The sequence below is a fragment of the Mycobacterium shigaense genome, assembly GCF_002356315.1.
GTDB classification, from domain to species: Bacteria; Actinomycetota; Actinomycetes; order Mycobacteriales; family Mycobacteriaceae; genus Mycobacterium; species Mycobacterium shigaense.
Genome location: NZ_AP018164.1, coordinates 823842 through 843795, shown reverse-complemented (window position 1 = coordinate 843795; position 19954 = coordinate 823842). Strand labels below are relative to the sequence as shown.

The following is a 19954-nucleotide window of genomic DNA, read 5'->3' as shown; positions in this document are numbered from 1 at the left end:
GCTCACCAGCGACCGTGGTGGACGACCTCGTCGAACGGCCGGCGGTCGGGTTTGCGGATCACCCGCAGCGGTCGGTCGGCCGGATATCCGATGCCCAGCAGGAAAGCCACCAGATAGTCGTCCGGCACGCCCAGTATCGCGCGGGCCTTCTCCTGATCACCCACCGACGAATGGCCGGTGCCGACGCCCAGGTCGGTGGCCGCGAGCATCATCGCCATCGTCGCCTGACCGACGTCGTAGTTGTCGGTCACCAGCCGGCGCTCGTCCGGTGGCACCGGAACCACCAGCGCGATGGCCGCCGGCGCCTTGGCGATGTGCCCGGCGCCCCGCCACACTGTGGACAGCTCCTGCAACTGGGCCTTGTCGGTGACGACGACGAAGTCCCACGGCTGGCGGTTTTTCGCCGACGGCGCCCGCCAGCCGGCCTCGGCGATCCGGTTCAGATCGTCTCGCGATACCGGGTCGGGCGTGTACTCCCGAACGTTGCGCCGCGCGCAGATTGCATCCCAGGTTTCCATGTTCGACCCTCCTTGTGCCGCACCGTGTTTCGTCAGGATTTGGACCGCTGCGCGGCGACGAACAGGTTTCCCGGCACCTGGTCCTCGACCTGTTGCGGCGGTTTGCGGCCGTAGCCGGCCATCAGTTCGACCGACGGCGTGACGGTCACATCCCAGCCGTGGCGGCCGAACCAACTGCCGACGTCTTCGCGCTCCTCGAAGTACCACAATTCGTCGGTGCTGGGAATCTCGCGCTGCGGGTCCGCGTCGGCCATGATGGCGCGGACGCGGTCCATCCGGGCCCGCCGCTTCGCACGGAGCTCGGGATCGAGGAACTTCGGTCCCAACGCCTCGACGGCCACCCGGCTGCCGACGGCGCTGAGTTGCTGAATCCGCTCGAACAGCAGCTCCTGAGCCGCGGCGGGCAGGTAAGGCATCAATCCCTCGGCCGACCACGCGCTGGGCGCCGCGGGGTCAAAACCCGCCTGCCGCAACGCCGTCGGCCAGTCGTGACGCAGGTCCACCGGCACGGCGACCCGGTTGCAGGCAGGCTCCGCGCCGTGCTCGGCCAGCGTCGATGCCTTGAAGTCCAGCACCCGGGGCTGGTCGAGTTCGTAGACCGTGGTCCCGTGCGGCCACGGCAACCGCCACGACCGGGCATCCAGGCCGGCCGCGAGGATCACGACCTGGCGAATGCCCGCGGTCGTCGCGTCGAGAAAGAACGAATCGAAGAACGCGGTCCGCGACGCCATGTAGCCGACCATCGCCTGCTGCTGCAGCGCGAGGTCCGGTTCGGCCTCCAGCAGCTCGGCGGGCAGCTGCGGGGCGGCGAACCAATTCCACACTCCGTCGCCCGCGGCATCGAGGAAGACCCGCGCGAACGGGTCGCGGATTAGCGGATCGTCGCTTTCGGTTTCGGCAGCCCGGGAGGCCGCGACGCCCAGCGCGGTGGCCCCCACACTCTCGGTGATTTCCCAGCTGTCGTTGTCGGTTCTGGCCACGCCGATGTCCTCCCGTTTGACTAGTACGGCTAGGTAACGACCTTACGCCCGTGATATGTGAGCGAGCTGTCCGCGAGGTTCATGCGCGCTGGCCCTCAGGTATCCGGTTAAGTTGTCGACGGGCCGCCTACCGCGCGGCGGGATCGCAAAGGGACCTGGAGATGCGAGTTGACGGGCGCGACATCAGCGTCTCCGGCAGCTTGCTGCAACCCGTGACGCGGCGGACCAACGACATCCTGCGGCTGCTGCTGGCTACCGCGTTCCTCGCGACCGTGATCACCAGCACCGTGATCACCCACACGCGCTGGATCGCGCTGGAGAAATCCATCTCCGGGGTCGTCGGCGTCCTGACGCCGACGCAATCCGACGTCGTGTACCTGGTCTACGGGTTGGCCATCGTGGCGTTGCCGTTCATGATCCTGATCGGCCTGATCGTCGGCCGGCAGTGGAAAACGCTGGGCGCGTACGCGGCCGCCGCCCTTCTCGCCGTCCTGCCGCTGTCGATCAGCAGCAACCGCATCGCCGCGTTCCGATGGCACTTCGACGTCTCGGACCGGCTGAGCACGCTGCCGGCCCAGTTCCTCGACGACCCGCGGTGGATCGCGATGCTGGCGGCGGTGCTGACGGTGTCCGGCCCGTGGCTGCCCGCGCGCTGGCGGCGCTGGTGGTGGACCCTGCTGCTGGCCTTCGTGCCGATTCACCTCGCCATCAGCGCCATCGTCCCGGCCCGCTCGCTGGTGGGCCTGGGGGTGGGGTGGTTCGTCGGCGCGTTGATCGTCCTCGTCGTCGGCACCCCCGCGCTGGAGGTTCCACTGGAGGACGCGGTGCGCGCGATGGCCAAACGCGGATTCGTGGTGTCGCGGCTCACGGTGGTCCGCCCCGCCGGCCCCGGCGCGCTCGTTTTGTGCACCGGTCCCGACGAGTCGGGCACCGACGGGGGACGGGCGCAGATCGAGTTGTACGGCCCGCATCAACGCAGCGGCGGTGCCCTGCGCGAGCTCTGGCGCAAGCTGCGGCTGCGCGATGCCGAAACCGCGCCGCTGCAGGCCTCGATGCGCCGCGCGGTGGAGCACCGCGCGCTGATGACCATCGCCATCAATGACGCGGGCGTCGCCAACACCGAGACCATCGCCTTCGCGGCCCTCGACCGCGGGTGGACGCTCTACGCGCACAAGCCCGTTCGCGGAACTCCGCTCGACGAATGCGCGACGACGACACCCGTCCAGAAGGTCTGGGAGGCGCTGCACACACTGCACGGCTACCGGATCTCGCATGGCGACCTGCGCGGCAACGAGATCACAGTCGACGATGGCGAGGTGCTGTTCGGCGGCTTCGGCAGCGCCGAATACGGCGCCACCGACGCGCAGCTGCAATCGGACATCGCGCAACTCCTGGTGACGACGTCCGCCCTGTACGACGCGAAATCCGCGGTGGGCGCGGCGATCGACGCGTTCGGCAAGGACGTCATCTTGCGCGCGTCGCGCAGACTCACCAAATCGGCTGTGTCAAAACGAATCCGGAGGGCGGTGCCCGATCCACGCGGTACGATTTCCAGTCTGCGCGTCGAGGTCAAACGGCAAACGGGTGCCGACGAGATCAAGACCGAACCCATCACCCGGTTCACCCGTAGCCAGCTGATTCAGCTAGTCCTTCTCGGCGCCCTGGTCTACGTCGCCTATCCGTTCATCAGCACGGTTCCTACCTTCTTCTCCGAGCTGCGCACCGCGAACTGGTGGTGGGCCCTGCTGGGTTTGGCGATCTCGGCGTCGACCTACGTGGGCGCCGCGGCCGCGTTGTGGGCGTCGGCCGACGAGACGGTGAGCTTCTGGCGATTATCAATTGCCCAGGTGGCCAACACTTTTGCAGCGACCACGACACCGGCCGGGGTCGGCGGGCTGGCGCTGAGCACCCGGTACCTACAGAAGGGCGGCGGGTTGTCGGCAATGCGGGCCACCACGGCGGTGGCGTTGCAGCAATCCGTCCAGGTGATCATGCACCTGGCACTGCTGATCTTGTTCAGCGCCGTCGCGGGCGTGTCGACGAATCTCTCGCATTTCGTGCCGGATGCCACGGTGCTCTATCTGATCGCCGGCGTCGCGCTGGGCATCGTGGGCACGTTTCTGTTCGTGCCCACGCTGCGGCGCTGGCTGGCAACGGATCTGCGCCCGAAGATCAAGGAGCTGGCCGACGACCTGGTCGAGGTGGCGCGCGAACCCAAGCGCCTGGGATTGATCGTACTCGGTTGCTCCGGAACAACTCTGGGGGCCGCGCTGGCGCTGTGGGCCAGCATCGAAGCCTTCGGCGGCGGTGCGACGTTTGTCACCTGCACCGTGGTGACGATGGTCGGCGGCACCCTTGCCTCGGCCGCGCCGACACCCGGTGGCGTCGGTGCCGTCGAGGCGGCGCTGATCGGTGGGCTCGCCGCGTTCGGCGTGCCCGCGGCCGTCGGCGTGCCGTCGGTCCTGTTGTATCGGGTGCTCACCTGTTGGCTGCCCGTCTTCGTCGGCTGGCCGGTGATGCGCTGGCTGACCGAGAACGAGATGGTCTGACGGCCCGGTCAGGAATCGCCGGAATCGTCGTCGACGCTCACCAGGACCGTCAACCGCCGCATGCTCTCGCCCACCGTGGTAGTCAGATGAACCAGGTAGTAACCCTCGCGCACCGTCGGCGCCACAGTGATCACGACCGGGATGGCGGCCGATCCGTCCTTGTCGAACTGGCCGGACACCTGCGCCACCGTGATCCCGACGTCGTCGGATGTGCCGTTGACGGTGTAGCCGCCGGCGCCATCGCTCATCCGTTGCGCGTCGACGGTGACCGCGGTGCTGCCCGGCCTGGCGCTGACAACGGGGTTCGCGATGTTCGCGGTCACCGCTGAACTCTGTGCGCCGAAGGAGGGTGGCGCGTCGGATTCTGAGGTGCCCCAGGCCTTGTCGGGATGGGCGGCAAGCGAGTACGTGAGATCGCCGCCGCTGCGGATGATCGACTCCGGCAGCCAGGTGTGACCGGTGACTTGGCCGTCGATGCGTAATCCGCTGATGTACCTCAACGGCCGGGGACCCGACGCACCTGGTGCCGATATCCGGATGGATTTGCCTGCCGGAAGGGAGATTTCGATGCGATCGAAGATCGGTGTGCTCAATGTCAGGATCGGGACTCCCGGCGTGCTCGGGTACAGGCCCAGGGCCGCCCAGACATACCAGCTGGCCAGTGCGCCGAGATCGTCGTTGCCGGGCGCGCCATTGGGCGTGGGACCGAACAAGCCGCGCACCCGGTCGACCGTCTGCTGCGTGTTCCACGGCTGACCGACATAGTTGTACAGCCACGGCACCGCGAAGTCCGGTTCGTTGCCGGCCCACAGGTAGGGCTCGTCGGGACCGTCGTTGAGCCGCTTGGTGAATCGATGGAGCCGGGCGGCTACCGCCTGGCGGCCACCCAGGGCGGTCACCAGGCCCGCGACATTGTGCGGCACCCACCAGACGTATTGTTCCGCGTTGCCCTCGTCGTATCCTTCCTGGCCGAAGCCGGAGGGAGACCGGAAGAAACCCGTTCCGCCGCTGAACAATCCGAAGCCGCTACGCGGCGAGATGTAGCGGGTAGTGGGATTGAACAGGTTCTGCCAGTACTGGGCACGCTGCTGGAATTCGGCGGCGGTCGCGGTGTCGCCCAGTGCGTCGGCGAATCGTGAAATGGTGAAGTCGTCGACGGACCACTCCAGCGTTATCGAGGCATCGACGGTACCGAATTCCGGCGTGTTCGGGGCATAGCCCAGGCGCAAGTACGTCGCGATGCCCGGCCGCTCCACATAGCCGTTCAGCCCCACTCCACCTTTGGTCGCCCCTTCGACCATGTAGTGCAGCGCCGCCTTGGTGTCGAAATCAGTTGCCCCATAGGTGTAAAGGTTCACGATCAGTGGCACCACGCTGTCCCCGCTCATCTCACCGGTCGCGACGTTGGCCAGCGCCCAGCGCGGAAGCGCGCCGCTCTGCTCGGCGTCGTTCACCAGCGACTGAGCCATATCGCTGGCGTGCTCGGGAAAGAGCAGCGCCTGCAGGGGCGCCAGACATCGGTAGGTATCCCAATCGGAGAAATTCGCGTACTGGGTGCGCCCGTTGGCGACAACGTGGATTTGACGGTCGAATCCGATGTATCGTCCGTCCGCATCGCTGAATGTGTTGGGATGCAACAGCGATCGATACAAGGAGGTATAGAACGTCCTCAGCTCCCCGGCGTTTCTCCCGGCCACCGTGATGCGCGCAAGCGCGGCCTTCCATTGCGACCGTGCGGCGCCGCGGACGTCCTGGAAGCTCGCCGCGCCCTCGGCGGCCAGGTTCGCCCGCGCCGCGTCGATGCTGACGTAGGAGATGGCGGTGCGCACCTCGACTGTGGACCCCGCGGGGAACTGCACATATCCACCGCTGTAGGGCGAGTCCCTGTCGCGCGTGCCGGGGTAGATCGCGTAGCCATCCCAGGTGCCGAAGGTGGTGAACGGCTGGCTGAACCGCATGGCGAAATACACCGTGTAGGTGTTTTTCTTGTCGCAGAAGCTGCCGCTGCCCGCCCACCCGGTGATGGTGGTGTTGTCGACACCGATCTGTAGGGCCGCGCGGGAGTTGCCCGCCAACGATGCGCCGGAGCGGACGTGGAACAAGGCCGGAAGGCCGTTGTGCGGGTAGCTGAACCGGCCGACGCCCGTGCGGGTGGTGGCCGTCAGCTCCGCGGTCACCCCGGTGTCGGGGAACCGCACGGTGTAATAACCGGGAGCGCCGTGCTCGGAGTCGTCGTGGGAGATCCGTTCCCAGGCGTTCCACGGCTGCGGGCCCATCGAGCGGGTCGTCGGCAGCATCGAGATGTCGCCGAACGCGGCGCAGCCCACCGAGGCGTGGGTCATGCTGAACCCGGTCGAGCGCGGGTTGCTGTAGCTGTAGCCGGCGTAGTTGCCGACGGTGTCCGGCGAATACTGCACCATCCCGAATGGCACGGTGGCGCCGGGAAAGTTGTTGATCTCCCCGACCGTCTCGCCGCCCGTGCCGGTGCCGATGAGGGTGTTGACGTAGGCCGCCGGATCGGTGACAAGGTGGGGCTCGCCGTCGTAGGCGGTGGGCGGGGCCGCCGCGATGAACGTGGCGAAGACGACCATTGCCGCCACCAGCGCGATAGGGGCCTTTCGCGACCGCATAGCTGTCTCTTACTGCATAACCGCGTGTTTTCGTGGTGGTTTCGACATCGCAACGCCGAGATCCACGAATTGGCCGTACGGTGGTCGCATGGCAGACCAGTCGTACGCGGTCGACGCCGGGCATCCGCCGTCGGCATTGCTCAAGCTCATCAACCCGATTCTGGGCTTCTTGCTACGCACTCCGCTCGCCGGTCCGTCCCGCAAGCAGCTCATGGTGTTGAGCTTCACCGGCCGAAAGACGGGGCGGCAGTTCACAATTCCGGTGAGTGCTCACGTCATCGACAACGATCTCTACGCGCTGACCGGCGCGGTGTGGAAAGCGAACTTCCGCGGCGGCGCACCCGCACAGGTCGTCTGGGACGGCAGGCAGACGGCCATGCGCGGCGAGCTGATTGCCGATCGTGCCACCGTCTCGGATCTCTACCTGCGGTGCGCGCAGTCTTACGGCCTACGGCGCGCGCAGGTGCTCGTCGGATTGAAGTTCCGCGACCGGCGCATCCCCACCCTCGACGAGTTCTCCGAGGCCGTCGACCGGATGCACCTGGCCGCGGTCCGGTTCACCCCGACGCCGTAGGTCCGGCGCTGTGGGCGCTCTCGTGCGCGCCGAGCAGCAGTGCGCTGACCCAGGCGCGACGTTGTCTGGGCTCAGGCCGCAAAAATCGGTGTATCCGTGGATGCGCTGCACCTCGTCGGCTCATTCCCAGCGCTGGTCTTCGAAGTAGAACCGGGACCAGCCCACCGATTGCGGCGCACCGCCGGCCAACGTCCGCTCGCGCGCTGGCTTGCCCGTCGGGTTCTTAGGCCATGCCGTCACAGTTACAGCTATTCAGGCGCCTAGCAGAAGGGGTGCTCCCGAGTGTCCGGCGCGGCGGCGGGCCCGGCGCCCGCCGCCGCGCGGGTTCGGGTGATCAGCGGCGGCGCGAAGCCGGCCTTTTCCGTCGCTTGTCGCACCGACTCCCGCACCGGGTCCACCCGACTGGTCGGCACCAACGCGATGACGCAACCGCCGAAGCCGCCGCCCGTCATCCGGGCGCCCAGCGCGCCCGCGCGCAGGGCGGTGTCGGCGAGCAGGTCGAGGTGCTCGGTCGTGATCGCGAAGTCGTCGCGCATGGACGCGTGCGAGGCGGTCATGAGTCGGCCGGCCGCGCCGAAGTCCGCGTCGCGCAGCGCCGCGACGAAGTCGAGCACCCGACGGTTCTCGGTCAGCACGTGTCGGGCCCGACGGGCGTCGACGGGGTCCTCGACCGCGGCAAGCGCCGACAGATCGCGGTCCTGGATTTCGCGCAGCGACGACGCCCCCAAGTCTGCGGCCGCCCGCTCGCACGACGCGCGCCGGGCCGCATACTCGCCGCCGGCATGCCGATGCCGCGCCCGGGAGTCGATCAGCAGCAGGGCCACATCGCCCGCGTCCGGGTCGAAGGCCACCGGATCGACGGTGACGTCGCGAAAGTCGATCAGCAGGGCGGTCGACGGCGCCCCGAACAGTGCGGACAGTTGATCGAGTAAACCCGTTGGCGCACCGACGTATTCGTTTTCGGCGCGCTGGGCCAGGCGCGCCTGCTCTGTTCTGTCGATGCGCGTGCCGGCCGCCGCGGCGATCGCGCCCAGTGCCGCGCATTCCAGTGCCGCCGACGACGACAGGCCCGATCCCATCTGCACGTCGCTGGTGATCGACATCGCGCCGCCGGGCACCGGATACCCGGCCCGGCCCAGTGCCCAGATCACGCCGGCGACATAACCGGCCCAATCGGACACCTCCCCCGGCGTGGTGGAGACCGGAATGCGGGCGGCGGTGCGGGCTCGATCGCTGCGCACGGTGATCGCGTCGGAGTCATCGGGCGCGAAGGTCACCACCGTGCGCTGGGGCAGCGCGATCGGCAACGCGAACCCCAGGTTGTAGTCGGTGTGCTCCCCGATCAGATTGATCCGCCCCGGCGCGGCGTAGCGGACCGTCACGCAAGGTCTCGCAGCCGCTGGGCCACGCTTTCGGGCATGACGTCGCCGATGAACGCGTCCATCGCCGATTCGGAGGCCGCGAGGTACTTGAGCTTGGTGGCGCTGCGCCGGATCGACATCAACTCGACGTGGAAGTACCCGTCGGCCTGCGCCTCGGTGTCGGCGAACTGATGCAGCGCCGAAATATACGGCAGCGGAGCCGAATACAGGCGGTCAAACCGATCCAGCACGTCAAGGTAGAGCCGCGCGAACGCATCCAGTTCGGCGTCGCCGAACTCGACGAGGTTGCGCACGAACCTGTTCGGGTAGATGTGCACCTCGACCGGCCAGCGCGCCGCGAACGGCACGAACGCCGTGAACAGCTCGGTGCGCGCGACGATCCGGCTGCCGTCGGCGACCTCGCGCGCCAGCAGATCGGCAAACAAGTTGTGGCCGTGTCGGATTCGATGCTCACGTGCTTGCCCCAGCATCGCGGCGGTGCGCGGCGTCAGATAGGGGTAGCCGTAGATCTGGCCGTGCGGATGGGCCAGCGTCACGCCGATCTCTTCGCCACGGTTCTCGAAGCAGAAAACCTGCTCGATGCCCGGAGTGGCCAGCAGGTCGGCGGTGCGGTGCCGCCATGCCTGGACGACCAACACGGCATGCGCCGGTGCCAACTCCGCGAACGACCCGGTGTGGTTGCTGGAAAAACAGATCACCTCGGTGCGGCCATGCCCGGGCACGGACACGAAGCCGTCGCCGTCGGGCGCGCCCAACGACCGGCCGGCACCGCACAGGCTGGGGAACCGGTTCTCGAATACGACGACGTCGTAGTCCGGCGCCGGCACCTCGCTCGTCAGCCCAGTCGGCCCGGGACACAGCGGGCACTGGTCGGCGGGCGGCTTGTACGTGCGGTCCTGGCGGCGCGCAGCGATGATCACCCACTGCCCGGTTGACCGGTCGAACCGCAGTTGCGACTGGTCCGGGTCACGCTCCGGCAACGGCCTGCGGTCGGGCACCGGCACGGGACGATGCCCGGGCAGCGCGAAGAACAACAGGTCACGGCCATCGGCCAGCTTCGCCCGGGTCGGCGCTGTCACGATGTCGAACACTAGCTTGGCCAGTGCGCGACAGTTGAGGTAACCATGTGGTGTCCGACGGTGAGGGGGCCCAGTGCGCTACGACAAGGCCCGCAACTGGTTGATCGGCTCCGATCCGGGGCTGCTGCGGCTGCGGATGGCCACCCGCACGACGGCGTCGCTGGGTTGCTCGTTGGCCGTGCTGTTCCTGCTGACCAAGGCCACGGGGCAGCCGCTGACGGTCGCCCTGCTCGGGGTGGTGATCACGATGATCGCGTCGCGCTCGGTGACCGAGCCGGATCCCCGTCAGCAGCGGATCACGATGGCGTTGCTGCCGTTGCCCGGGGCGCTGTCCGTCACGCTGGCCACGTTGCTGGCTCCGCACAACATCGCCGCCGACGTCGTCTTCGTGGCCGTGGTGTTCGGCGCGGTATACATCCGGCGTTTCGGTCCCCGCGGACGGGCGCTGGGCATGGTCGCGTTCATGTCGTATTTCTTCACGCTGTATCTGCGGGCCAGCGTGTCGGAGTTGCCGTGGTTGATCGTGGCCATCGTGGTGGGCACGGTGTGCACGTTCGTGATGACCGCCTACGTGTTGCCCGATCGCCCAGAAGCCGTGCTGCGCTCCACTATTCGGGCGCTGCGCGCGCGGATGGCGATCGTGGTGGACACCACCGCGGAGGCGGTACGCACCGGCCACCTCGACGGGCGGCGGCGCCGGCACATGCGAGCCCGCACCATCCGGCTCAACGAGACCGCCTTGATGGTGCAGGGCCAGATCGAGGACAAAGCCAACCCCGCCATGCTCTATCGCGGGGTGACCGTCGAGCAACTGGCCCCGTGGCTGTTCGACGCCGAGCTCGCGATCGAATGGGTTGCCACCGCGGGCCGGCGAGCGGCGGCGGCCGCGGACAACCCCGCGGCGATACCGGCCCGCACTCGCGCCGAGTTGGTCACCGCGCTGTCGATGCTGTCGCGAGCGATCCGCGTGCCCGAGGAAAGCGGGCTGCAGCAGGCCGCGCGCCAGGCGCAACGCGTGCTCGACCAACCCGACCCGGCCGACGGCGATGCGGAGGGCAACGCCGCGGTACGCCGCCTCGCGCTGGCGATCATCAACGCGGCCAAAGCAACCGCCGAAGTGCGGGCGATCGTCGAGGGCGCCGCGGCGGGACAGCCCGTCGAATCCGCCGACACCCCGCCGGCGCCGCCCGAGGAGAAGGAATCGCAGCCCGGTCTGCGGCAGACCACCCGGCAGGCGATCCAGGTCAGCGTCGCCGCGTCGCTGGCCATCGTGACCGGCGAGCTGCTGGCACCCGCCCGTTGGTATTGGGCGGTGATCGCCGCGTTCGTGATCTTCGCGGGCACCAACTCCTGGGGTGAGACCCTCACCAAAGGCTGGCAACGACTGCTCGGCACGATGCTCGGCGTGCCGGCCGGCGTGCTGGTCGCCACGTTGTTCGGTGGCGACAAGACGGCGTCGCTGGTGGCGATCTTCGTGTGCCTGTTCTGCGCCTTCTACTTCATGACAGTCACCTACAGCCTGATGACGTTCTGGATCACCACGATGCTGGCGTTGCTGTACGGCCTGCTCGGTCAGTTCTCCTTCGGGGTGCTGATGCTGCGGATCGAAGAGACCGCGATCGGGGCCGTGATCGGCATCGCCGTGGCCATCCTGGTGTTGCCGACCCGGACCCAAACCACGATTCGCAAGGACACCAAAGCTTTCCTGACCAGCCTGTCCGACCTGATTGAGATCTCTACGGCGACGATGTTCGGCGGCGACGAGGTGGTCAGCCCGACTGAGCAGGCCCGGCAGCTCGACCGCAATCTACAACAATTCCGGATTTCCGCGAAGCCCCTGCTGGCGGGGGTCGCGGGTCTGGCCGGTCGCCGCAGCATTCGGCGCGGCCTGCAGATCTTCACCGCGTGTGACCGCTATGGACGAAGCCTGGCCCGCACCAGCGAGCAGTACCGGGACCCGGTGGGAGCCGAAGCCCTGTCCGACGCCTTCACCTCGGCTGCGGCGCAGACCCGGCGCAACATCGATACGTTAATCGCGATGGTCGACGGCGCAAAGGGCGGGACTGTGGACTCCGCGACCGACGACCTCGACGCCGCCGAATGCCGGGCCCGGCATCGCGCCGACGGGGCCGAACCGGATCCGGATACCCGGCGATTCCTCACCGCCGTGCACGCGCTACGCCAGATCGAGCGGTCCACCATTACCGCGGCAATCAATCTGGGTGCGCGCGACCGCACACAGGTCCCGGCCCCCACGGCGAGCTGACGCCTTCGCCGCTTTACTCTCCGGGCGGGGGCCGATCGTATGCGGGACGCTGCGCATGGTGACCGAGGACGCCGAGATCGACGGCTACCTGTTTCCCGCCGGCACGCCAGTGCTGACGAATACCCTTGCAGCCAAACGTGATCCGTCCGTCTACGACAATCCCGACCGGGTGGACATCACCCGGCAGGGCGCGCCGGCGATCCTAACGTTCGGCGGCGGTGTCCACTACTGCTTGGGCGCCAACCTCGCCCGGCGCGAAATCGCCGAGGCCCTCAATGTCCCCTCAATGTCCTCGCCCAACGACTGGCCAACCCGCGCACCGACGGGCCGGTGCCGTGGAAGCCGATAGTGACGCTGAGCGGGCCGAAGAGCCTGCCCATCGCGTTCGAAGTGGCCCGTTAGTATCGGACCGTGTCAGCAACGTGCCGGTCGTGCGGCACCGAGGCCCTGGCGGCTGATGCGCGGTTCTGCCACGCCTGCGGATCGGCGCTGGTGTCGGCCGCGCCGTCAAGACACCCGCCGAGCGACACACCGCTGGTCGGGCGCGGCTGGGAACTCAACACCCTCGGTGGCATCCTCGACGAGGCCATGCGCGGCGCGGGATGCATCGTCAGCCTCACCGGCCCGGCGGGCATCGGTAAGAGCCGGCTGGCCCGGGAAACCGCGGCCGTCGCAGCAGCCCGCGGCATCCCGGTATTCAGCTCCTACTGTGAATCGCACACTTGCGATATCCCGTTTCGCACGCTGGCGCAGCTGCTGCGTGCGGCGCTCGAAATCGACCAGCGCCCAACCGAAGTCGCTCGTAGTGTGATACGCGAGCGATTCGCCGCCGCCGAGTCCGACGACCTGCTGCTGCTCGACGACCTGGTGGGCCTCCGCGACCCTTCGGTGCCGCTGCCCGAGGTCGCGCCCGACGCCCGCCGCCGGCGGCTGATCACCCTGATCAACACCGCATCGCTGGCCCGCAGCACCCCGGCGGTCTACGTGGTCGAAGACGCTCACTGGATCGACGAGGCCAGCGAGTCGCTGCTGACCAATCTTCTTGCGGTACTGCCACATACGCCGTCGCTGGTGCTGATCACCTACCGCCCCGAATATCGGGGCGCCCTCAGCCGGATATCCGGAGCTCAGGTGGTGGCGCTCCGTCCGCTCAGCGACACGCAGGCCTCGGCGCTGACGACCCAGCTGTTGGGCGCGGACGGATCGGTGACGGCCGTGGCCGCGCAGGTGACCCAACGCGCCGCCGGAAACCCTTTCTTCGCCGAGGAAATCGTGCGCGACTTCGTCGAACGCGGCGTGCTGCACGGCCGTCGCGGCGAGTACCGCAGCCGAGTGGACCTCGCCGACGTACAGGTGCCGGCCACCTTGCAGGCTACGATCGGGGCGCGCATCGATCGGCTGGACGCGACAGCAAGACGCACCCTCGATGCGGCCGCGGTGATCGGGTTGCGCTTCGACGCCGACATCCTCACCACACTGGGAGGCGAGGCCGACGTGTCCGCGCTGCTCGACGCGGAAGTCGTCGACCAGGTGCGGTTCGGCTCGCACCCGGAGTATGCGTTCCGTCATCCACTCATCCGTGCGGTCGCCTACGAATCGCAGCTGAAATCCGACCGCTCCCAACTGCATCGGAGACTGGCCGAGGCCATCGAGACTACTCAGACTTCGGCAGACGGCAATGCCGCCCTGATCGCCGAGCACCTGGAGGCCGCGGGGGATGCGCGCGGGGCTTTCACCTGGCACATGCGGGCGGCGACCTGGTCGCGCAACCGCGACTTCGGCGCGGCCCGCGCGCGCTGGCAACGCGCCAAGGCCTTGGCAGACCGCATCCCCGAACACGATCGCGATCGCCTGTCCATGCGTATTGCGCCCCGAACATTGCTGTGCCTGACCGATTTCCGTGTCGGACGCGGCGGCGATGACGCCGAGTTCGCCGAGCTGCGCGAGCTGTGCACTGCTGCCGACGATCAGCGGTCGCTGGCCATCGGCATGGCCGGTTTGATCCGGGCGCGCTTCAGGAGTTCGCACGTCTGGGAGGCGGCACATCTGGCCACGGAACTTGCCGCGTTGCTCGACAAGATCGGCGATCCGACGCTGACGGTGTCGCTGTCGTCGGCGGTGCTGAGCGCCAAACACGAGGCCGGCGATGTGACCGCCGTTCTGCGCTTCGCCCGGCGCGTCATCGACCTCGCCGAGGGGGACCTCGGGCAGGGCAAGTTGACCTTCGCGGTTCCGGTGCCGACGGCGATCGCCATGCGAGGCCTGGCCCGCAGCTGTCTGGCGATGCCCGGCTGGCAGGCCGACTTTGACCAGGCCATGGCGTACGCGCGCACGTTGGACGCCTTCTCGTTCTCCGGCGTGAGCTGGTATGCGTACGTCACGCCGCTGATTTACGGGGTAGCGCGGCCCCATGCGGCGATGCTGCGCGATACCGCGGACACATTGGCAATGGCGGAGCAGACGGGTGATGACCTCGGGCTCGACCTGGCCAGGGGCGCTCGCGGCATCGTGTTGATCCATAACGGCGGCTCCGATCGCGCGACCGGCCTTGCGCTACTGGTATCGGTATGCGAACGCGAAGGCGCTTGGCAGCGCTCGTTTTCCAGCATGCTGGCGATCACCGAGGCTTACGTGGCGCGGGAGAAGGCGCGGCGAGGCGCTATCGACGAAGCCCTCGAGTCGGCACGGCACGCGGTCGAGCATCTCACCGCCGCGGGCTCCCTGATGTGGAACATGCCGGCCACCGCGGCCCTCGTCGACGTGTTGCTGACCCGTCGCCTGGCCCGGGATGTCGCCGAGGCCGAGGCAGTCATCGAGCGGTGGACGAGCGCGACGTGCGAACTCGGGGTGACGTTGCACGAGATCTGGTCGCTTCGGATGCGCGCCCAACTCGCCCGCGCCCGCAAAGAGGAATCCGATTTTCGCGATTTTCGGGACCGCTATCGGCGAAAGGCCGCCGACCTCGGTTTCGAGGGCCACGTCGCACTCGCCGCGGCCATGTAGTACGCGGGCATATGTGACGAAGACAGTAGAAGTCGCGGCCACGACGCGGCGGCTTTACGCTCATGGGTTGCACGACGTAAACGGGGGTTGATTGATGGGTCGGCGTTATCGGCGCGGAAAAAGCCGAGGTGGCAGCGTTGCCGTCGTCGCGTCGGCCGTTTGTCTGACCCTGGCCTCGTGTTCGGAGACCGCCTCTCCGCCCCCGACGACCACCGCAACCACGTCGACCTCTAAGCCCCCGACGAGTACGGCTCCCCCGCCCCCGTCGGTGACTGGCCCGCTGGAAAAGGATTGGAAGACCTACGGCGGAACCGCCTACTTCGGCTGCCCGGACAAGTTCTCCCTCAGCAAGGCCGCGCTCGACGACATCCGGCCCAAGGTCTTCGACACCAAGACGGGGCAGTACGTGACGCCACCCGTCCCCGCGATTCCTGCCGGCGAAAATGTGACCGGTGGCGTGTGTGCGCTATCGGGGACCGTTGACGATTTGAAGATCGTCTACGTCATCACGACCAACAAGCCGGCGCAGGCGCTGGAGCCCCAAACGAGCAAGGCAACGGCCTACGCGTTCGACTTCAAGTCGGGCCAGCAGGCGGCCACCAAGGAGCTGCAACCGCCGACGCCCGATCTGAAGTTGGCGGATGCCAAAGAGTGGGAACTGGTCGCCACCTCATCCGGAGTAGCCTGGCTCAACGCGTTTACCGACGGGCACCGCGCGTCGCCGCCCCGAACCGTGATCCTGTCGGCCAGCGACCTGTCGGCGACCTGGAATGACCCGCGGCCGGCCAGGGTCTGGCAGGACGTGCTCTCCTTCCAGCGCAACAACGAGCCTGGCAAGACGTCGGGAGCCGAGTTGCGCCGCCCGACCGGAGAACCGATTCTCCAGGACAACGACATTGCGACGGTCGACGGCGAATTGTCCGACGGGCCGGACAAATTAGTGAAACTGACCCAGCGCGATCCGCATGATCCGGTGGTCGTGTCGACGGTCTTCTTCGACCTCAACGCCAAAACGCCGATCAAACTCGGCGATTCCGAACGTGTTTCGGGCGGCGGCCTGTCCGCGACACTGTCCAATGGCAAGTTGTTCGTCGACGCCCTGAATTCGGATAACTCGCAGTTCGGCTTCGGCGTCTGGAATCTGCGAACCCAGCAGTGGGATCTGCTGAAGAAGCGGGACGACGCGAAGAAGCTATCGATAGCCAAGCTCGCGTTCTTCGACGACCACGTCTACATCACCAACGACGGCGGGACCTTCGCCGTCGTCGCCCTGACGGCGACCGACCCCGTCGCGACGAACTGGTCGGTTCGGCCCTTTTCGCGGATATCCGGCTGGACGCTGGTCTGTCGCAGCGAGACGGCCCCGCAGTCGGCCGGGCAGTGCAAGGAAATCGTGCTGGTGCAAGACCAGGACGGGCACTACCCGGGCCCCTGGTTCTAGCCGTCTGGTTCTGGTCGTCGTAGCGCCCGGGCAGCAGCCTCCCAGCCGTAGCACCATGAGCGCCAACCGTAGAGACGCTATGTATTGCTGATTGGGCGATTTACCTACCCGGCGTACTGGCTATGAATAAATACCTATCTGTCGGTTTCGGACATGCGCGATGTTACCGCGGGTTAATATCGCTCCGGCCGAATCGGGTCTGGATGCGACGGTGGGCGCCTTCATCCTCTTTGTTCGGGAACCGGGAGAGGCCGCGTTCTTCTATCTCCTGGTGCCACCGTCCCGGCTTCTCTCGAGCCGGGTCGTCATCGGAACGAATGGAGTACGTATGTCGCGCGTCACCACCAAGGTCAGTATCGCCGCAGTTCTCGCCTTCACCGCCTTGACGGCGTCGGGTTGCACCCCGGTCTTTTCGCTGTTCTCCTTCTAAACTTCGGGCCGCGGGGCCTGAACGTTACAGGTTCCAGATAAATCGTGCGTGCCAGAGCAAGTGCTCCGGCAGGTCGGGCTGAATGCGGCGGTGGGCGCCTTCATCCCCTGTTGTTGTTCGGACTCGGGAGCGGCCAACTCGTGGCTCCTCCCCACATCGCCACCGGTCCCTGAGCCGGGCTGTCATGACGATATGGAGTGAAATTTATGTCGGGCGTTACCAGGAAAATCAGTGTCGCGGCAATCCTCGCCGTTACCGCCGTCGCCGCGTCGGGATGCTCTCCGGTCTTTGCGCTGTTCGCCATCACCAGCGGGTAGAGCCGCGTAGCGGGCCGGGCCGCGCCCCCCGCGCCACCCAGAGGGCGTTCCCGCATCGGCTGCTCGTTCGCATGCGCCGGCGGGAATGCCCGATTTGCTGTACCCAATTGCGAATCGTGTTGGCGGACAAGTAAAGCAGCAGACGCTGTGGAACGCCGGCGGTCATCGGCGGCGTCCACCGCGTCCGCAGTCACCCCCTGCTGATCGAACCCTCAGCAGGGAAGGAATGGCATACAAGCCGGCGGAGGCGGCGGGGGTGCCAGGGATCCGCGCTCGCGAGGCTGACCCACCACGCGGGTGCCACGAGCGGTGGACCGTCGCCGCGGACCTCGTAGGCGATGCGCCGCGCCGAGGGGTAGGAACTGGATCGCGGACTTGTCCAGCATCGCCATGAGCCTACGGCGGCCTGTCGAACGCGGATCCGGCCTGCCGAAAAATCAACAAAGGGCCATAAGTCACTTGTTCAGGGGTACCGGCCTCGGCTTAGTCTCTAGCAGAACGACAAAACTGTAACGTGTTCTAGTTAGGGAGCGGAGGCGCGCTATGGGAGCCGATACCGCCGGCGTTCGGGAGATCGATGCCGGCAGTCTGCCGAGCAGGTTCGCCCGCGGCTGGCATTGCCTGGGCCCGGTCAAGGATTTCCTGGACGGCGAACCGCACCCGATCAACGCGTTCGGCACCAAGCTGGTCGTCTTCGCCGACGCCGAGCGTGACACCGTGCATGTTCTCGACGCGTACTGCCGGCACATGGGCGGGGACCTGTCGCAGGGCACGATCAAGGACGGGACCGTCGCGTGCCCGTTCCACGACTGGCGGTGGGGCGGCGACGGCAAATGCCGCCACGTCCCCTATGCCAAGCGCACCCCACGGTTCGCCCGCACCCGGTCGTGGACAACCGACACACGCGGCGGGCTGTTGTTCGTCTGGCACGACCCGGAGGACAACCCGCCGCCCCCGGAGCTGCAGATCCCCGAGATTCCCGAGGCCCACAGTGACTCGTGGACCGAATGGCGTTGGAACAGAAAGCTTATCGAAGGCTCCAACTGCCGCGAGATCATCGACAACATCGTCGACATGGCGCACTTCTTCTACATCCACTACGGGTTCCCCACCTACTTCAAGAACGTCTTCGAGGGCCACATCGCGTCGCAATACCTACGCACCGTGGGCCGTCCCGACGTCAAGCTGGGCGGTTCGCACTACACCGGCGAACAAATCCTGGACTCCGAAGCGTCCTATTTCGGTCCGTCCTTCATGATCAACTGGCTGCACAACAGTTACGGCGGCTACAAAGTGGAGTCGATTCTGATCAACTGCCATTACCCCGTCACACAGAACTCTTTCATGCTGCAGTGGGGCATCAGCGTGCAAAAGCCGCAGGGCATGAGCGACGCGGACACCGACAAGCTCTCCGCAGCTTTCACCGACGGTGTCAGCATGGGATTCCTGCAGGACGTCGAAATCTGGAAGCACAAGACCCGCATCGAAAACCCGCTGCTGGTGGAAGAGGATGGGCCGGTCTACCAGCTGCGCCGCTGGTATGAACAGTTCTACGTCGACTCCGCCGACGTCACGGCGGCAATGACCGACCGCTTCGAGTTCGAGGTCGACACGAGCACCGCGAATGAGTACTGGCAGACCGAGGTGGCAGAGAACCTGCAAAGCGAGGCCGCCCAGCTGCGCTAGGTGTCCCTGGACATGACGTTGGTAGCAGGCGTGTCGGCTTGATGTGAGGAGAACCCCCGGGTGGGGTGTGGCTTGTCTAAGGCCCACATCCGCTCGGAGGTTCTCGTGTCCCACCGTAATGCCCGCACCACGTTTCATGGCCGACTGCTCATGGTGCAGCGGTATCACCAGGGCTGGCCCAAGGCCCATATCGCCGCGGCGATGGGGGTATCACGCAAGTGCGTGCATACCTGGATCAGGCGCTTTGAGATCGACGGGCAGGCGGGCCTGGTTGACCGTTCCTGCCGGCCGCACACGATGCCCACCCGCACGCCACAGGGTTTGGAGAACCAGATCGTGGCCTGGCGACGCCGGCATCGCTGCGGCCCGGAGGAGATCGGGATCAAGCTGGGGGTGTCCACCCGCACCGTCTCGCGGGTGTTGCGCCGCCGCAGTGTGTCCTATCTGCGCGACTGCGATCCGATAACCGGCGTACCGATCCGAGCATCCAAAGCCAGCGCGGTGCGCTACGAACGGGAACGTCCCGGTGAGCTGGTGCACGTCGATGTCAAGAAGCTCGGCAGGATCCCCGACGGCGGTGGCTGGCGTGCCCACGGACGCAGCGAGGAGGTTCGCGGCCGCGGGATCGGCTATGACTATGTGCATTCCATGGTCGATGACCACTCCCGGCTGGCGTACTCCGAGATCTTGCTCGATGAGAAAGGGCCTACCTGTGCCGGCTTCCTTAGCCGTGGTGCGGCCTACTTCGCCGCTTGCGGGATCACCCGCATCGAGCAGGTCATCACCGACAACCACCTCAGCTACCGCCGCTCAACGGCCTTCGCCGAGGCGGTCGAGCAGTTAGGGGCCAGCCAACTTTTCATCAAGCCGCACTGCCCCTGGCAGAATGGCAAAGCCGAAAGATACAACCGCACTCTGCAATCCGAGTGGGCCTATCGGCGGGTCTTTGTGTCCAACGCCGCCAGAGCTCAGGCCCTTGCGCCATGGCTCACTGTCTACAACACTCAACGCCGTCACAGCTCACTCGGCGGCTATCCGCCCATCAGCCGACTGTGACCAACGTGATGTCTCGGTACAACTAGGGCACGAACCCTGCACT

At 67.0% G+C, this 19954-nt stretch carries 13 protein-coding genes and 1 pseudogene; 9 read left to right on the top strand and 5 right to left on the bottom strand.

What is annotated here, in order from left to right; translation table 11 throughout:
* Positions 1-2: 2 nt before the first annotated feature.
* Both MSG_RS04020 and MSG_RS04015 read right to left on the bottom strand, forming a co-directional pair.
* A complete protein-coding gene (locus MSG_RS04020; protein WP_096437307.1) occupies positions 3-518 on the bottom strand; it encodes a nitroreductase family protein in 516 nt (171 codons plus the stop codon).
* Positions 519-550: 32 nt separating this feature from the next.
* Positions 551-1498, bottom strand: a complete 948-nt coding sequence (locus tag MSG_RS04015; RefSeq protein WP_096437305.1) for a class I SAM-dependent methyltransferase — start codon at positions 1496-1498, stop codon at positions 551-553.
* Positions 1499-1659: 161 nt separating this feature from the next.
* On the opposite strand from MSG_RS04015, the gene MSG_RS04010 reads away from it, so the two are divergent.
* Entirely contained in the window at positions 1660-4047 is a 2388-nt protein-coding gene (locus MSG_RS04010) for a lysylphosphatidylglycerol synthase transmembrane domain-containing protein (RefSeq protein WP_096437303.1), read from the top strand.
* An 8-nt stretch (positions 4048-4055) separates the two neighbouring features.
* Here MSG_RS04010 and MSG_RS04005 read toward each other — a convergent pair whose 3' ends face one another.
* Positions 4056-6677, bottom strand: a complete 2622-nt coding sequence (locus tag MSG_RS04005; protein ID WP_096437301.1) for a GH92 family glycosyl hydrolase — start codon at positions 6675-6677, stop codon at positions 4056-4058.
* An 88-nt stretch (positions 6678-6765) separates the two neighbouring features.
* On the opposite strand from MSG_RS04005, the gene MSG_RS04000 reads away from it, so the two are divergent.
* A complete protein-coding gene (locus MSG_RS04000) occupies positions 6766-7251 on the top strand; it encodes a hypothetical protein (RefSeq protein ID WP_096437299.1) in 486 nt (161 codons plus the stop codon).
* Between the two features lie 260 nt (positions 7252-7511).
* Here the strand turns inward: MSG_RS04000 and MSG_RS03995 are convergent, their stop codons facing one another.
* Together MSG_RS03995 and galT are read right to left on the bottom strand one after the other, a co-directional pair.
* Entirely contained in the window at positions 7512-8633 is a 1122-nt protein-coding gene (locus MSG_RS03995; RefSeq protein ID WP_096437297.1) for a galactokinase, read from the bottom strand.
* Positions 8630-9724 carry a galactose-1-phosphate uridylyltransferase gene (gene galT, locus MSG_RS03990; RefSeq protein ID WP_096437295.1) on the bottom strand — a complete coding sequence of 365 codons (1095 nt, stop codon included), beginning with the start codon at positions 9722-9724 and terminating at the stop codon, positions 8630-8632. Before galT ends, MSG_RS03995 begins: the two co-directional genes overlap by 4 nt.
* Before the next feature lie 88 nt (positions 9725-9812).
* On the opposite strand from galT, the gene MSG_RS03985 reads away from it, so the two are divergent.
* From MSG_RS03985 to MSG_RS03950, 7 genes and pseudogenes are all read left to right on the top strand, one after another.
* Positions 9813-11978: an FUSC family protein gene (locus tag MSG_RS03985; RefSeq protein ID WP_096444037.1), complete on the top strand. Its 2166-nt coding sequence runs from the start codon at positions 9813-9815 to the stop codon at positions 11976-11978.
* Positions 11979-12009: 31 nt separating this feature from the next.
* Positions 12010-12380, top strand: a pseudogene (locus tag MSG_RS03980) (cytochrome P450); the annotation flags it as partial.
* A gap of 9 nt (positions 12381-12389) precedes the next feature.
* Positions 12390-14981, top strand: a complete 2592-nt coding sequence (locus MSG_RS03975; protein WP_096437293.1) for an ATP-binding protein — start codon at positions 12390-12392, stop codon at positions 14979-14981.
* A 94-nt stretch (positions 14982-15075) separates the two neighbouring features.
* Positions 15076-16422 (top strand): hypothetical protein, encoded by a 1347-nt coding sequence (locus MSG_RS03970; RefSeq protein ID WP_096437291.1) that lies wholly within the window; start codon positions 15076-15078, stop codon positions 16420-16422.
* 211 nt (positions 16423-16633) lie between these two features.
* Positions 16634-16852, top strand: coding sequence for a hypothetical protein (locus MSG_RS03965; RefSeq protein ID WP_096437289.1), 219 nt, complete (start codon positions 16634-16636; stop codon positions 16850-16852).
* Positions 16853-17712: 860 nt separating this feature from the next.
* Positions 17713-18855, top strand: a complete 1143-nt coding sequence (locus tag MSG_RS03955; protein ID WP_096437287.1) for a Rieske 2Fe-2S domain-containing protein — start codon at positions 17713-17715, stop codon at positions 18853-18855.
* A 105-nt stretch (positions 18856-18960) separates the two neighbouring features.
* Positions 18961-19911 carry an IS481 family transposase gene (locus tag MSG_RS03950; protein ID WP_096437285.1) on the top strand — a complete coding sequence of 317 codons (951 nt, stop codon included), beginning with the start codon at positions 18961-18963 and terminating at the stop codon, positions 19909-19911.
* Positions 19912-19954: the final 43 nt, after the last annotated feature.

Coding starts and splice junctions, on each gene's coding strand:
- MSG_RS04005 (WP_096437301.1), bottom strand. CDS start 6,677: ATGCGGTCGCGAAAGGCCCCTATCGCGCTGGTGGCGGCAATGGTCGTC.
- MSG_RS03970 (WP_096437291.1), top strand. CDS start 15,076: ATGGGTCGGCGTTATCGGCGCGGAAAAAGCCGAGGTGGCAGCGTTGCC.
- MSG_RS03955 (WP_096437287.1), top strand. CDS start 17,713: ATGGGAGCCGATACCGCCGGCGTTCGGGAGATCGATGCCGGCAGTCTG.
- MSG_RS04020 (WP_096437307.1), bottom strand. CDS start 518: ATGGAAACCTGGGATGCAATCTGCGCGCGGCGCAACGTTCGGGAGTAC.
- MSG_RS04000 (WP_096437299.1), top strand. CDS start 6,766: ATGGCAGACCAGTCGTACGCGGTCGACGCCGGGCATCCGCCGTCGGCA.
- MSG_RS04010 (WP_096437303.1), top strand. CDS start 1,660: ATGCGAGTTGACGGGCGCGACATCAGCGTCTCCGGCAGCTTGCTGCAA.